Annotated in this window: 10 protein-coding genes; all 10 read left to right on the forward strand. The window is 64.8% G+C overall.

Going from position 1 to position 14324, the window contains the following annotated elements:
* The first annotated feature begins 6 nt into the window (after positions 1-6).
* Complete coding sequence (locus tag TU75_RS11870) at positions 7-1296, forward strand: DotU family type VI secretion system protein (RefSeq protein ID WP_060549036.1); 1290 nt, start codon at positions 7-9, stop codon at positions 1294-1296.
* The gene (tssM, locus tag TU75_RS11875) at positions 1293-4793 is read left to right on the forward strand and encodes a type VI secretion system membrane subunit TssM (RefSeq protein ID WP_060549037.1); all 3501 of its coding nucleotides are present in this window, start codon (positions 1293-1295) and stop codon (positions 4791-4793) included. The genes TU75_RS11870 and tssM overlap by 4 nt, the downstream gene beginning before the upstream one ends.
* Complete coding sequence (gene tagF / locus TU75_RS11880; protein WP_060549038.1) at positions 4790-5443, forward strand: type VI secretion system-associated protein TagF; 654 nt, start codon at positions 4790-4792, stop codon at positions 5441-5443. Before tssM ends, tagF begins: the two co-directional genes overlap by 4 nt.
* Positions 5444-6163 carry a PP2C family protein-serine/threonine phosphatase gene (locus TU75_RS11885; protein WP_003231672.1) on the forward strand — a complete coding sequence of 240 codons (720 nt, stop codon included), beginning with the start codon at positions 5444-5446 and terminating at the stop codon, positions 6161-6163.
* Complete coding sequence (locus TU75_RS11890) at positions 6160-9132, forward strand: serine/threonine-protein kinase (protein WP_060549039.1); 2973 nt, start codon at positions 6160-6162, stop codon at positions 9130-9132. Before TU75_RS11885 ends, TU75_RS11890 begins: the two co-directional genes overlap by 4 nt.
* Entirely contained in the window at positions 9132-9836 is a 705-nt protein-coding gene (locus TU75_RS11895) for an ABC transporter ATP-binding protein (RefSeq protein ID WP_003231667.1), read from the forward strand. The genes TU75_RS11890 and TU75_RS11895 overlap by 1 nt, the downstream gene beginning before the upstream one ends.
* Complete coding sequence (locus TU75_RS11900) at positions 9836-11020, forward strand: ABC transporter permease family protein (protein WP_060549040.1); 1185 nt, start codon at positions 9836-9838, stop codon at positions 11018-11020. The genes TU75_RS11895 and TU75_RS11900 overlap by 1 nt, the downstream gene beginning before the upstream one ends.
* A complete protein-coding gene (locus TU75_RS11905) occupies positions 11013-12725 on the forward strand; it encodes a formylglycine-generating enzyme family protein (protein WP_060549041.1) in 1713 nt (570 codons plus the stop codon). The genes TU75_RS11900 and TU75_RS11905 overlap by 8 nt, the downstream gene beginning before the upstream one ends.
* A gap of 83 nt (positions 12726-12808) precedes the next feature.
* Entirely contained in the window at positions 12809-13738 is a 930-nt protein-coding gene (gene tagQ, locus TU75_RS11910; RefSeq protein ID WP_060549042.1) for a type VI secretion system-associated lipoprotein TagQ, read from the forward strand.
* Positions 13739-13862: 124 nt separating this feature from the next.
* Positions 13863-14237 (forward strand): hypothetical protein, encoded by a 375-nt coding sequence (locus tag TU75_RS11915; RefSeq protein WP_003231659.1) that lies wholly within the window; start codon positions 13863-13865, stop codon positions 14235-14237.
* Positions 14238-14324: the final 87 nt, after the last annotated feature.

Below are 14324 nucleotides of genomic sequence, written 5' to 3' on the forward strand. Positions count from 1 at the left end.
ACCGCGATGCATCCCAATGACGATGACCGCACCCAGTTCATGCCGCGACCGGGTGGCCGCGCGCCGGAACCTGCGCGTGCCGAGCCTGCCCCGTTAGCGATGCCGGCGGCGCCGATTCTCACCGGCAAAAGCCAAGGCCTCAACCCGCTGGAAAGCGCTGCCGGCCCGCTGTTGGCCCTGCTGACGCGCCTGCGCAACACCATCGCCCACCCGGCGCCGGCCAGCCTGCGCGCGCAGTTGCTGGCCTACCTGCGTCAGTTCGAAGAGCGCGCAGAAGCCGCTGGCATCCCGCGCAACGAAGTGCTGCTGGCGCGTTACGCGCTCTGCACCGCCCTCGACGAGGCCGTGCTCAGCACGCCGTGGGGCAGCACCAGCGACTGGGGCAAACAGAGCCTGCTGATCACTGTGCACAACGAAGCCTGGGGTGGCGAAAAGGTTTTCCAACTGCTCGACCACTGCCTGCAAAGCCCACGGGAACGCCTGTACCTACTGGAGCTTTTGTACTTGTGTCTGTGCCTGGGTTTCGAGGGTCGCTACCGCGTGATGAACGACGGTCGCAGCCAGCTCGAAGCCCTGCGTGAGCGCACCGCCGCAGCGATTCGCAGTGCCCGTGGCGAGCATGAGCGCGAGCTGTCGCCGCATTGGCGCGGCGTGACCGTGGCGCGCGATCGCCTGGCGCAGTTCATGCCGCCGTGGATCGCCGTGGCCATCGGTCTCGCGCTATTGCTGGCCTTGCTGTTCGGTTTGCGCCTGAAGCTGGCCGCGGACGCGGAGCCGGTGTTCAAGAACATCCACGCCCTGGGCGAGATCCCGGTGCAGGCCATCGACCGGCCGGTGGCGCAGCCCAAAGTCATCGAACGACCCCGCCTGGCGGGCTTTTTGGCCGAAGACATCAAGGCCGGCCGCGTCGCGGTGGAAGACAAGGTCGACCGTTCCGTGGTGACGATCAAGGGTGACGAGCTGTTCGCCTCGGCCAGCGCGAGCATCGTCGACAACTACCAGCCGTTGATGCTGCGCATTGCCGACGCCATCCGCAAGGTCAAGGGCCAGGTGCGGGTTACCGGTCACAGCGACAACCGCCCGATTGCCACGCTGCGCTTCCCGTCCAACTGGGCGTTGTCCGAAGCGCGGGCCAGGTCGGTGCTGGAGATTCTCGCCGCCAAGACCGGCCAGGCCGAGCGCTTCAGCGCCGAAGGCCGCAGCGACACCGAACCGCTGGCGACCAACGCGACCGCAGAAGGCCGTGCCCGCAATCGCCGGGTTGAAATCACTGTATTGGCGGAGGGCGTCGAGTGAAGGCGTTTTTCAGTTTCATGATTCGCTGGGTGATCCCGCTGCTGGGCCTGATCGCCCTGAGCCTGATCATCTGGTTTGTCGGGCCGTTGCTCGACGTACTGGTGCCGGAAGGACGCCGTTGGGCGCTGATCATCCTGGTGTTCGCGGTATGGGTCGCCTACCGCGTGTGGCGCATCGTCCAGGCCCGCCGGCAGGCCGCCGAAGTGCTGCGCAGCCTCGCGGCCGACACCCCGGCCGATCCCAACAGCCTGGCCACTGCCGAGGAATTGTCGACCCTGCGCCAGCGCATGGACGAAGCGTTGGCGTTGCTGAAAAAAGCCAAACTTGGCGGTGATGAGCGGCGCAACCTCTACGAGCTGCCGTGGTACGTGATCATCGGCCCGCCGGGTTCGGGCAAGACCACCGCGCTGGTCAATTCCGGCCTGCACTTTCCGCTGGCCGCCCAACTTGGCGCTGGCGCGGTGCGCGGGGTTGGCGGTACGCGCAATTGCGACTGGTGGTTTACCGATCAGGCAGTATTGCTCGACACCGCCGGCCGCTACACCACCCAGGACAGCAACTCGACGGTGGACAAGGCCGCCTGGCTGGGCTTTCTCGACCTGCTGAAAAAGCAGCGCTCGCGTCGCCCCATCGACGGTGCGTTCATCGCCATCAGTCTGTCGGATTTGCTGCTGGGCACCGACGCCGAGCGCGCCGCCCACGCCGCCGCGATCCGCCTGCGTATCCAGGAGTTGTACAGCCAATTGGGCGTGCGCTTTCCGATCTACCTGATGCTGACCAAGCTCGACCTGGTGCCGGGCTTCATGGAGTTCTTCGACAACCTGAGCAAGGAAGACCGCGCCCAGGTGTGGGGTATGACCTTTGCCCTGGACGATGGAAAGAACAGCGACAGCCCGCTGGCCCATCTGCAGAATGAATTTGCCGGTCTGGAACAGCGTCTCAACGAACGCCTGGTGGAGCGCCTGCAACAGGAACGCGACCCGGCACGGCGCGATCTCATCTACGGCTTCCCGCAGCAGTTCGGCGCGCTGAAGGATTGCCTGCAAAGCTTCCTCGAAGGCGTGTTCAAGCCCAATGCGTTCGAAGAGCGCGTGTTGCTGCGCGGTGTGTACTTCACCAGCGGCACCCAGGAAGGCAGCCCGATCGATCGCCTGATCGGTGCGATGGCCCAGAGCATGAACCTGGACCGCCAGCACCTGGCACGCCAGAGCGGCACCGGGCGCAGTTACTTCATCGAAAAACTGTTCACCGCCGTGGCGTTTGCCGAGCGCGGACTGGTCGGCGTGAACCCGAAGGTCGAGCGGCGGCGCAAATGGATTGCACGCGGTGTGCTGGCGGCCACCGTGGCGCTGGTGGTGGTCGTCAGCGGCCTGTGGTGGGTGAGCTATTGCGCCAATCAGGCCTACATCGCCCAAGTTGACCAGAAGGTCACGCCCCTGGGCCAGACCGTGCAGAACCTCAGCCCGGCACAGCGCGACGTGCTCGCCGTGTTGCCGCTGCTCAGTGCGGTGAAGAACCTGGCGGGCGACTCGCCCGGTTGGTCCGAGGGGCTGGGGCTGTATCAGGGCGACATGCTCGAAGCCGAATCCGCCAGCGTCTACCGCAAGCTGCTGATCGCCGTGTTTGCGCCCCGTCTGGTGACGCGCATCGAAGAGCAACTGCACGGCGGCGGCAATTCGGATTTCCTCTACGAAGGCCTCAAGGCCTACCTGATGCTGGCCGACAGCGAGCATTACGACGCAGATTTCATCAAGGCCTGGATCGCGCTGGACTGGGACCGCAACCTGCCGCGAGACCTGCCGGCCGATCAGCGCCAGGCGCTGATCGGGCATTTACAGGCGCTGTTCGACCGCCATCCGCCGAATGCGCGACTGGACCCGCGTTTGATCGACGACCTGCGCCGCCAGTTGCAGCAACTGCCGGTGGCCCAGCGCGTGTATGACCGGGTCAAGCGCCAGAAACTGCCCGACGGCATACCCGACTTTCGCCTTAGCGAGGCAGCCGGACGAGATGCTGCGCTGGTGTTCAGCCGCAAGAGCGGCAAGCCACTGGGCGAGCCATTGAGCGGCTTTTTCACCGCCAAGGGCTACCGTCAGGCGTTCCTGCTGAGCAGCCTGAACCAGACCGGCACCCTGGCTGAAGAGCAATGGGTGCTGGGCAATGAACCGGCCGATCAACAGAACGTGGTGAGCCTGGCCGCCGACGTGCGCCGTCTGTACTTCCAGGATTACCAGCGCCAGTGGGATGCGTTGCTTGCGGATATCGACTTCGTACCGATCACCAGCGTGGCCCAGGCGGCGGATGTGCTGCGGGTGATCTCCGGGCCGACGTCGCCACTGAAAAAACTGCTGGTGGCGGTGGCCAGGGAAACCGACCTGCAAGCCGAAGAGCGTCAGCTGGTGGCCAAGGGCGTACCGGTAGAAGGCGGCGTCGACAAGCTCAAGGAGCGCCTGGGCAGTCTGCTCGGCCAGGAACAGCCGGCCGCCAATGCCCCGGCGGCGGCGGATGATCCAGTGACCGCGCATTTTGCCCAGCTCAACAGCATCGTCAGCAAGAACGAAGGTGAACCGGCTGCCATCGACGGCCTGCTCGCGGACATGAACGCGCTGTATGTGCAGGTCAGTGCGATGGTTGGCGCCAGTGGCGATGCGCTGCTGGGCGAGGCGAAGAACCAGGCGGCCGCTGCGGCCACGCGGGTCAGCCTGAATGCCGAGCGTCAGCCGCCGCTGGTGCAGGGCATGGTCAAGTCGGTGGTCAACGCTACCACCAACAGCATGATGGGCGGGGTGCGTAACCAGCTGAACGCGGCCTGGGTCAGCGAGGTGGTCAATGTGTACCGCCAGTCATTGGCCGGGCGCTACCCGATGTCGCCGGGCAGCGCGCGTGACGCGACCCTGGATGACTTCGGCCAGTTCTTCGGCGTGGGCGGGGTGATGGACAACTACTTTCGCAAGTACCTGCAGCCTTACGTGGATACATCGAGCCAGACCTGGCGCTGGCAGCCGGGCGCGGCGCAGAAGCTCGGCATTGCGCCGGGCGTGCTGCAAACCTTCCAGCGTGCGGCGGCGATTCGTGATGCGTTTTTCCGCGCCGGGGGCACCCAGCCCATCGTGCGCTTTGAGCTCAAGCCGGTGTCGATGGACCCGACCATCACCCAATTTCTGCTCGACCTCGACGGCCAGCAATTGAGCTACGACCACGGCCCGAGTCGTCCGGTCGCCATGCAATGGCCCAACCCCGGCAGCATTGGCGTGGTGCGTATTTCCATCATGCCGCCGTCGGCCAGTGGCCGTTCCGGTGTGACCCTGGACGGCCCGTGGGCCTGGTTCCGCCTGCTGGAGCAATCAGACCTTACCGCAGGCAACTCGCCGGACCGTTTCAACCTGCGCCTGCGGGTTGACGGTGCGAGCATCGCCTACGAACTGCGCGCCAACAGTGCGTTCAACCCGTTCAAAAGCCGCGTACTCAGTGGCTTCAGCCTGCCGGAGCGGCTATGACGACCCTGGGTTTCTACGGCAAGTTGGCCAGCCGTGGCGATTTTGTCAGCCGTACCTTGCCCCAGAGTTTTGTCGGCCCGTGGGACAGCTGGCTGGCGGCGGGCCTGCTCGCCAGCCAGAACAGCCTGGGCGGCGACTGGCTCAATGTGTATCTGGTCAGCCCGTTGTGGCGCTTTGTGCTGGCGCCGGGCGTATGCGGGCCGGATGCAGCGGCGGGTGTGGTGATGCCCAGCATTGATCGGGTGGGGCGCTATTTCCCGCTAGCGGTGGTGGCCTTGCTCGATCACGACACCAACCCGGCCTCGCTGGTGGGCGGGCCGGATGCCTGGTTCGAACAGGCCGAAGAGCTGTTGCTGAGCACCCTGGATGCGGGTGCCACGTTCGAAGGTTTCAACGCAGGGCTCGACCGGCTTGGCGTACCGGCGACCGAACCGCGTGCGGTCGACAGCCGTTTCGCCGGCCTGCAACGGATGGCCGCCACCTTGCCTCATGGGCGACTGGCCGCGCTGGCCGAACAGGCCTGCGAGGGTGCCAGCCTCTGGTGGGGCCGTGGTTCGCAGCGGATCGCTCCCGGGTTATTACGGTGCCAGGGCCTGCCTGCCACCGGCGATTTTGCGCAATTTTTGCTCGGACAAGAAGGTGTGGTGTAGATGGGGGCGACGTACAAATCCGCGAGCAAAAGCCATGTGGGCATGGTGCGCCAGGTCAATGAAGACGCGTGCCTGGACCTGCCGGAAAACCGCCTGTGGGTGGTGGCCGACGGCATGGGCGGGCATGCGGCCGGCGACTATGTCAGCAGCCTGATCGTCGACAGCCTGCGCAGTGTGGCGATGGGCCGTTCCCTCGACGAATATACGGCTGCGCTGCGCAACGACCTGGTCCGCATCAACACGGCAGTGCGTGAAGAAACCGCCAACCGTGGCGTCAGCCTGATGGGCAGCACCGTGGTGGTGCTCGCCGCCCGTGGCCTGCGCGGCGTGTGCCTGTGGGCTGGCGACAGTCGCCTGTATCGCCTGCGCGACGGCGTGCTCGACAGTATCTCCCGTGACCACAGCTACGTGCAGGATCTGCAGGACAGCGGCCTGCTCAGCGAAGCCGATGCCCGCACACATCCGCGCGCCAATATCGTCACCCGCGCCGTGGGCGTGGAGGCCCAGTTGAACCTGGCGGCGGTCGAGCTTTTGATCGCTCCCGGCGACAGCTACCTGTTGTGCAGCGACGGCCTGACCAAGACCGTCGAAGACCATGAAATCCGCGACGTGCTCGGTCACAACGCACCCGATGAAATCGTGCGCAGCCTGGTGCACCTGGGGCTCAACCGGGGCGCGCCGGACAACATCACCGCCATTGTCGTGAAGGTATCGGCATGAACATCCTGATCCCCGGTTACGACATCGACGGCGAGATTGGCGAAGGCGCCATGGCCAGCGTGTACCTGGCAACCCAGCGCTCGCTGGAGCGCAAGGTCGCCCTGAAAGTGATGGCGGCGGCGCTGGCGGCTGATCCGAGTTTCTGCGAGCGCTTTCTGCGCGAGGGCAAGACCCTGGCGCGGCTGTCGCACCCGCACACCGTGACCATCCATGACATCGGCAATGTCGGTGAGCTGTATTACATGGCCATGGAATACCTGCCCAACGGCACGCTCAAGGAGCGCATCGCCGCCGGCATGACGCCGCAGCAGGGGGTGACGCTGATCCGTCAGATCGCCTCGGCGTTGGGGTATGCCCATGCCCAGGGCCTGGTGCACCGTGATGTCAAACCGGCGAACATCCTGTTTCGCGCCGACGGCACGGCGGTGTTGTCGGACTTCGGCATCGCCAAGTCCCTCGACGACCGCACCCAGTTCACCCAGGCCGGGTTTGCCGTGGGCACGCCGAGCTACATGAGCCCGGAACAGGCGCGGGGCCAGGAGATCGATGGCCGCGCCGACCTTTACGCGCTGGGCGTGGTGCTCTACGAAATCCTCGTCGGCAAGCTACCCTACAACGGTACCGACGCACTCTCCACGGCGCTGGCGCACCTCACCGAACCGTTGCCGGAATTACCGGTGCACCACGGGCGTTACCAAGGTGTACTGCGCAAGCTGCTGGCCAAGGACCCGGCCGAGCGGTTCGCGGATGCGGCGGCGTTGCTGGTTGCGCTCGATCAACTGCCGATGGACTCCCCGGAGGCCACCCTGGTGCGGCCGCTGCCGATGCCGATGAGTTTCGACCTGGCGGGCATCACACCCGAGTCCATCGAGATCCCGACCGCCAGGCTGCAGCCGCAAGTGGTGCGCCAGCCGGTGGTGACGCCGACCCAGCATCGCGCGGTGTCCGAACAGCGCCGTGGGCCGGTATTGGCCCTGGCCGCCGTGGCGGTTGCCGTGGCGCTGGCCATTGGCGGCGCGAGTTTCTGGTGGTTGAGCGGCAGTGATGAGCCGGCCAGGCCGCCGGCGGCCGCAGTGCCCAAGGCCGTCACGCCACCTGCGGCGGTGGCCGAGGTGGATGGCGGCCAGCGCCCGCTGTTGATGGCTGGCAAAAAGACCCTGTTCCAGCGCGTACTCAGCAAGCCCGGAGCAAAACTGGCAAGCGAAGCAGGCGGTGCATCCGGCAAGGCGCTGCCGGCGTTCTCCGTGCTCTACGTGTACCAACGCAAGGCGGTCGGCGTTCAGCCCTGGGTGCGCGTTGGCGCCGCCACCGATGGGCGCAGCGACGGTTGGTTGCCGGCTTCCCAGGTCAGCGACTGGAAACAGAGCCTGGTGCTCAAGTTCACCGAACGTTCGGGCCGTGCACCGGTGATGTTCCTGCGCCAGTCCGGCGAGGTGGAAAAGCTGCTGGCGGACCCGTCCGCCGCGAAAAATGCCCTGGCCAACGCGCAGAAAAACAGCGATGACAATCAACAGGTGCTGGCTCTTGAGCCTGCCGCCAGCGCCGTGCCGCAGAACCAGTTCTACCTGTTGCCGATCTTCGATTCCAAAGAGAGCTTCGACGAAAACGGCCAGCCGGTGCAGTTGCTCAACGTGGCGTCCATCGACCCCGGCAGCAGCGCCGTGGCGAGGCCCGCCGCGCCTGCGGTCAACGCCGATGCCTTCCGCACGGCTGTGGTGATGGTGGTGGATACGACCGTGTCGATGCAGCCCTACATCGACCAGATCCGCGACGTGGTGCACGAGCTGCAAACCCGCATCGCCGAGCGCGGCGAGCTGGACAGCGTCAGCTTCGGCCTGGTGGGCTTTCGCAACAGCATCAAGAAAACCCCCGGCCTGGAATACGTGGCCAAGACCCTGATCAGCCTCGACCAGGGGCGTGACCCGCAGCGGTTTCTCGACATGGCACGCCAGGTCAAGGCGTCCACGGTATCGAGCCATTCGTTCAACGAAGACGCGTTTGCCGGGGTGATGCAGGCGGTGGAAGGCATGGATTGGTCCGGCTATGGCGGGCGTATCATCCTGCTGGTGACCGATGCGGGCGCACTGCGCAAGAACGATCCGTTCGCCGCCACGCAGATGAACGAAGCCGAAGTGCGCCAGGCCGCGCTGGGCAAGCAGATCAAGATCTACGCCTTGCACCTGCGCACCGATGCCGGCAAGAAAACCCATGCCGGCGCCGAGAGCCAGTACCGCATCCTCACGGCTGACGCCAACCCGAAGATCGGCGACCTGTATACGCCGGTGCCGGGTGGCGACGTGCACAAGCTCGGCGAGCGCGTGGATGAGATCGGCACGGTGTTCGCCAACCTGGTGCACCAGGTGCGCAGCAACACGCCGCAGCCGGTGCCATTGCTGGGCGCCGCACCGAGCCTGGCGGACAAGTCGGCGGCCGTCGGTTATGCGATGCACATGGATTTCCTGGGCCGCAAGACCGCGAGCCAGGCACCGCAACTGGTGAGTGCATGGACCGCCGACCGTGACCTCACCAACCCGGCGCTGCCGGCGTTTCAGGTGTGCGTGATGCTGACCAAGTTGCAGCTCAACGACCTGCAACAGTCGCTGAAACTGGTCGTCGATGCGGCGCGCAAAACCCAGACCTCGCCTAAAGACTTCTTCCAGGAAATCGCCAGCGCCTCGGCCTACATGAGCCGCGACCCGCAAGCCCTGCGCAAGGGCGGCAACCTGGCCGACGGAGGCATTCTTGGCGAATACCTGGAGGGCCTGCCGTACCGCAGCAAGTCGCTGAACATGACCCAGGACTTGTGGTTGTCGTTGAGCGTGGCCGAGCAGGAAGACTTTATCGACGAGCTGGATTCGAAAATCCGCCTCTACGAAACCTTCCACAATGATGTGGCCAACTGGGTTCGATTCGGCGATGCCGAGCCGGGCGATGCGTTGTACCGCGTGCCTTTGTCGACGCTGCCGTGATGCTCAACCTTTGCGCGGTGCACAAGAGCCGGGGCGTCGGCAGCCAGCGCTACAGCCTGGTGATTCCGGCGCTGGCGTTGCGTGCGGGTGAGCAGGTGGCGATCGTCGGCCCCAGCGGCTGTGGCAAAAGCACCTTGCTGGATCTGCTGGCGCTGGTGCTGGCGCCGGATCAGGCGGGCCAGTTTGAGTTTCATCAACAGGACATCGGCGGGCTGTGGCGCGCCGATCGGCAAACGGCCCTGGCCGCGCTGCGCAGCCGGCACCTGGGCTATGTGCTGCAGACCGGCGGCCTGCTGGGGTTTCTCGATGTGCGCGGCAATATCGCTTTGCCCCGGCAACTGCTGGGGCTCAAGGACGATGGCAGCGTGGCGCGTTTGGCCGAGCAACTGGGCATCGTCGACCAGTTGGGCAAGCCGCCCGCTGCGCTGTCGGTGGGCCAGCGCCAACGGGTGAGCTGCGCGCGCGCGCTGGCCCATGCGCCGCAATTGGTGCTGGCGGACGAGCCCACCGCTTCGCTGGACCCGCTGAACGCCGAGCGGGTGATGCAGGCGCTGCTGGACCGGGCCCGTGAACAGCGCGCCGCCTGCGTGATCGCCACCCACGACGAACCCCTGGCCCGCGCCAGCGGCTTGCCGGTGTGTCGCATCAGTTGCCGGCGCGATGCCGATGGCGGCGTTACCGCAACGCTCGGGGAGGCCTGCTGATGCGTATCGCTCTGGTGACCTCGCTCGCCTGGCAGGACTACCGCAAGGACGCCTGGCTGTCGGCCTGTTCGGTGCTGGCGCTGGTGGCGGTGATCGCCCCGTTGCTGGTGTTGTTCGGCCTGAAATTTGGACTGGTCAGCAGTTTGACCGAACGCCTGGAGACCGACCCCGCCACCCGTGAAATTATTACGCTGGGCGGTGGTCGATTCAGCAGCGCATTGATCGAGCAGCTCGGCCAGCGCCCCGATGTGTCGTTTGCCATTCCACGTACGCGGCAGATTGCGGCGACGGCGCAGGTGGGCGCACAGGTGCTGGAAATGCTGCCGACGGCAGCGGGTGATCCATTGTTGGATGGTTTACCCCTGCCGAAAGGCCTGGGCCAGATCGTGTTGAGCCATACCGCCGCCGAGAAGCTCGCGGCGCGGCCGGGGGACCTGTTGGAAACCCGCTTCGCCCGTCAGATAGCGGGGCGTGTGGAAGAACAGCGCACACGGGTGCAAGTGCTGGCGGTGCTGCCGCTGGAAGCCTTCGCCCGTGACGCCTTGTTCGCCGATTTGGGCTTGCTGGAAGCGGCGGAAGATTATCGCGATGGTCGTGCGGTGCCGGCGCTGGGTTGGGATGGCGAGGCGGTGGGCGTGAGTGAGCAGCGGGTGTATCCGGCCTTTCGCCTGTACGCGCGCAGCCTCGCCGATGTGGAGCCGCTGCGGGTGTATTTCGCCGGGCAGAACCTGTTGGTATCGACCCAGGCAAATACCATCGCCCAGGTGCAGTCGTTAAGCCGCAACCTGTCGATCGTATTCTGGATCATCGCCGGGTTGGCCCTGGCGGGTGCGTTTGCAGCGATGCTTGCCGGTGCGCTGGCGGCGGTGGCGCGCAAGCAGCGCGAACTATCGGTGTTGCGCCTGTTGGGCTTTTCCACCGGCGCGCTGTTGTTGTTTGTGACAGTGCAGGCGCTGTACAGCGCAGGCATTGCCGCCGTGCTCAGTGCCGGGCTGTATGGCCTGGCCGAGACAGGCTTGAATCGGTTGTTCGTGCAGGTGCCGGGCGAACATGCCAGCCACCTGCTGGCGCGGCATTACGGCGTGGCACTGCTGGCCGTACTGGGCGTGAGCGCCGTGGCGGCGGTTTGTGGTGGTTGGCGAGTGGCACGTATCCAGGCTTCTGAAGGAATCAGAGATGTATAAGTTACTGGGCGCCTGCGTGGCGCTGAGCCTGGCCTCGCTGGCCTGGGCCGATGAGGCAAGCGACAAGCTCGACAATCCAAAACCGTTGCCGGACGACGTTAGCCTGCCGCTGCCCTGCGACGGCAACATGGTGTTCCGCTACGCCTACGTGCTGGCCCAGGGCACCCTCGACGACCGCGAGATCAGCCTGGGCTATCCCTTTGCCGAAGGCGAGGCGGGTTACCAGCAATCGTTTATTTCCGGCTACCGCCGCGACTTCATCAACGGCCAGTTCACCCTCAAGGATTTGCCGCAGGACTGGAACAAGGTTATCGCGCCGTTGATGCCCAAGACCGACGCCAAGACCCCGCTCAAGCCGATGCTCTATTTCATCGGCAAATACGAAGTGACCGCGCGCCAATACGCCCAGGTCATGGCCCAGGCGCAGTCCCTGGCCAGCGGCGAGCCGGCGCCCGCGTGCGATGCGCCCAGCGGCATGGCCGGGCGTTTGCCCAAGGTCAGGCTGTCACGCTTTGAGGCCGAGCGCTTCTCGGCGGTGTACAGCGCCTGGCTGATGAAATACTACCGAGACCTGCTGCCGGTAAGCGGTCGCGGCAGCTCGGCTGAAGACGGCGGCCTGGGTTTTGTGCGCCTGCCGACCGAAGTGGAGTGGGAGTTCGCCGCGCGCGGTGGTCAGGCGGTGAGTCGCCAGGACCTGGAAGGGCGGCTGTTCCCGCGTCGCCTGGAAGGCAGCGAAAGTGATGGCCCGCTGGCCGACTGGGCGGTGTTCAACCAGGTTGCCGGCGGCACCGGCCAGGCTGCGCGGTTGATGCCCATCGGCACCAAGTTGCCCAACCCCATCGGTATGTTCGATGTGATTGGCAACGCGGCGGAAATGGTCCAGGAATCCTTCCAGCTGGTGCACGCCGGCCGTCGCCAGGGCACTTACGGTGGCTTTGTGGTCAAGGGCGGCAATTACCTGGAGGGCGAGGGCACGCTGTTTACCGGGATGCGCCGCGAATACCCGCTGTTCGCCGCCGATGGCACCGAGCAAAGCAACGAGACCACGGGGTTTCGCGTAGCGATTGGCGCGCTGTCGGCGCCGCGTTCACGCTACAAGGAGCTGTTTGCGCAGTGGCAAAAAGAAGGTCGCCTGGCCTCGCTGACCGACGCCATCGACGACGCCCAGGACCCGACCAAGCGCCTGGACAGCATCATCGCCACCAGTGTCGATCCCAAGCTGCAAGCCGAATTGGGGCTGGTCAACGAAGAGCTCAAGCGCAATGTCTCGTTGATCGCCCAGCAACGCGAGGAAGCGGCGGGCAACCTGATTCAGTCGGCGGCGCTGGTGGCCGAGACCATCAGCAACTACAACATTCGCCTGGCCAACCTGCAGAAGAGCCGTCAGCAGGCACTGGACAACAAGGACACCGCCAGCGCCGAGCTGTTGGCCATGGCCATCAGCAATGGCCGCAGCGCGCTCGACGGCGCGGTGGCGATCTACATCGATAACCTGGCGACCGGTACGCGTTACACCGATGCGGTGATCCAGGCGCAGTTTCAACGGATCAAGGAAGAGTTGGATCGCAAGCCAGTGCTCGGCAAGAGCCTGGTGACGCGCGCAACACTGTTCGTTCGCCATGTCGGCAACTACCGCAAGCAACAGCGGGCCGACCCGGCGGCGATCTTGAAGGAATTGCTCGCAGCGAGCGGTCAGCGGTCTTGACCGTTGGTTGCAGCGAGCTTGGAAGGGACTCAGGCGGCGTTGGGCCGTGCTGGGCATGTCAAACTTAAAAGAGAACACAACCTATGCTTTTTTCCCGTAAGGCGGTCTCCAAGCGTCACCTGCTGCTGATCGCGGCCGGTTTCAGCACGGTCCTCACCGGTTGCGCCACCTCGCCGGCTGGCAAAGTCGCGTCCACCACCAAGGTCGAGTACTACCCCAACTGCTACGAGCCGGTGCAGCACTTGCGTGCCACCGACTCGAACATGACCCGGTCTGTGGTCACGGGTGCAGCCATCGGCGCCGCCGGCGGTGCACTGTTGGGCGCCCTGACCGGCGACAAGGAAAAGCGTGGCCGTAACGCCGCCATCGGCGCAGCGGGCGGCGCTCTGGCCGGGGGCGCCGCGGGTTACTACACCGAACGCCAGAAGCAGATCAGCGATGACAACCAGCGCATCGCGTCGTACTCGACCGACTTCAACAAAAGCGCCGCCGACATCGACCGCAGCACCGCCTACGCCAAGGCTTCGCAGCAGTGCTACCAGAGTGCATTCACCAAGCTGGTGGCCGACCGCAAGGCCAAGACCGTCAACGACACCGAAGGCCGCAAGCGCCTGGCGGAAATCGTATCGGGCTTGAAGGAATCCAATGACCTGATCGTTGCAGTCAACGGCAAGGCCAGCGAAGACCTGAACAACTACACCCAGGCTTACGAAAAAGACCTGCAGCAAGTGGGTGTGCAGCGTAACGACGTGGTGACAGTAGCGACCGCCGATACAACGACCCCTGCGGTGGCCTCGGGCAAGAAAAAAACCGGCGGCAAAGCCGTGACCAAGCGTCCTCCGCTGCCGGTGGTGCCGAAGGAAGCGGTAACGACCGAGAAGAGCATCCAGACCGTTCAGGCCAAGCAGGCTGAAAGCAAGCAAGTGGCCAACGCCGGTAAAACTCAGATCGAAGGCACCTGCCGTGATCCGAACCTGGCCGACTGGGCGCCGGTGCCTTGCCCTGCTGTTTAAGTAACATGCTGCTATAAGCGTCAAACGCCAGCCGATCTTCCGCTAATGCGCCAGATCGGTGGCGTTCTTTTGGCAATTCGTTAAACTGCTGCGGCCACTCAATAATTACACCGAGGCCGTGTGCATGAAATTTCGTCTCCTGCTGTGGGTGCTGGGCCTGATGATGGGCAAAGCCAGCCGCACCAATCCTGCCTTTCAGCAACAGCTGGGCGATAAAGACCTGGCGTTCCAGTTGCAGACCCTCGACGGCAAGGTTGCCCGTCACTTCATCGTCAAGAACCAGCGCATTACCAGCCGCTCGGGTGTGCACCCGGCGCCGGCGTTTGCGATCGCGTTCAAGGATGCCGCCTACGGCTTTGCCACGATGCAGGCGAAGAACAAGCAACTGGCATTCATGACGGGGATTCAGGACAAATCGATCCAGATCAAGGGCAACCCGGCGCTGGTGATCTGGTTCCAGGGGTTGACCAAGTATTTGAGGCCGAAGAAAAAGAAGTAGGGTTTCAGGCAGACCGAGTTGAATTCATCGCAGGCAAGCCAGCTCCCACAGTCAACCGGGCTCCAGCCTTGGAATACGATCCCCTGT

The organism is Pseudomonas poae (assembly GCF_001439785.1).
Taxonomy (GTDB): domain Bacteria; phylum Pseudomonadota; class Gammaproteobacteria; order Pseudomonadales; family Pseudomonadaceae; genus Aquipseudomonas; species Aquipseudomonas poae.

What these genes read in the sequence shown, in the direction of transcription:
- TU75_RS11870 (WP_060549036.1), top strand. Translation starts at nt 7, where the DNA reads ATGCATCCCAATGACGATGACCGCACCCAGTTCATGCCGCGACCGGGT.
- tagF (WP_060549038.1), top strand. Translation starts at nt 4,790, where the DNA reads ATGACGACCCTGGGTTTCTACGGCAAGTTGGCCAGCCGTGGCGATTTT.
- TU75_RS11885 (WP_003231672.1), top strand. Translation starts at nt 5,444, where the DNA reads ATGGGGGCGACGTACAAATCCGCGAGCAAAAGCCATGTGGGCATGGTG.
- TU75_RS11890 (WP_060549039.1), top strand. Translation starts at nt 6,160, where the DNA reads ATGAACATCCTGATCCCCGGTTACGACATCGACGGCGAGATTGGCGAA.
- TU75_RS11895 (WP_003231667.1), top strand. Translation starts at nt 9,132, where the DNA reads ATGCTCAACCTTTGCGCGGTGCACAAGAGCCGGGGCGTCGGCAGCCAG.
- TU75_RS11900 (WP_060549040.1), top strand. Translation starts at nt 9,836, where the DNA reads ATGCGTATCGCTCTGGTGACCTCGCTCGCCTGGCAGGACTACCGCAAG.
- TU75_RS11905 (WP_060549041.1), top strand. Translation starts at nt 11,013, where the DNA reads ATGTATAAGTTACTGGGCGCCTGCGTGGCGCTGAGCCTGGCCTCGCTG.
- tagQ (WP_060549042.1), top strand. Translation starts at nt 12,809, where the DNA reads ATGCTTTTTTCCCGTAAGGCGGTCTCCAAGCGTCACCTGCTGCTGATC.
- TU75_RS11915 (WP_003231659.1), top strand. Translation starts at nt 13,863, where the DNA reads ATGAAATTTCGTCTCCTGCTGTGGGTGCTGGGCCTGATGATGGGCAAA.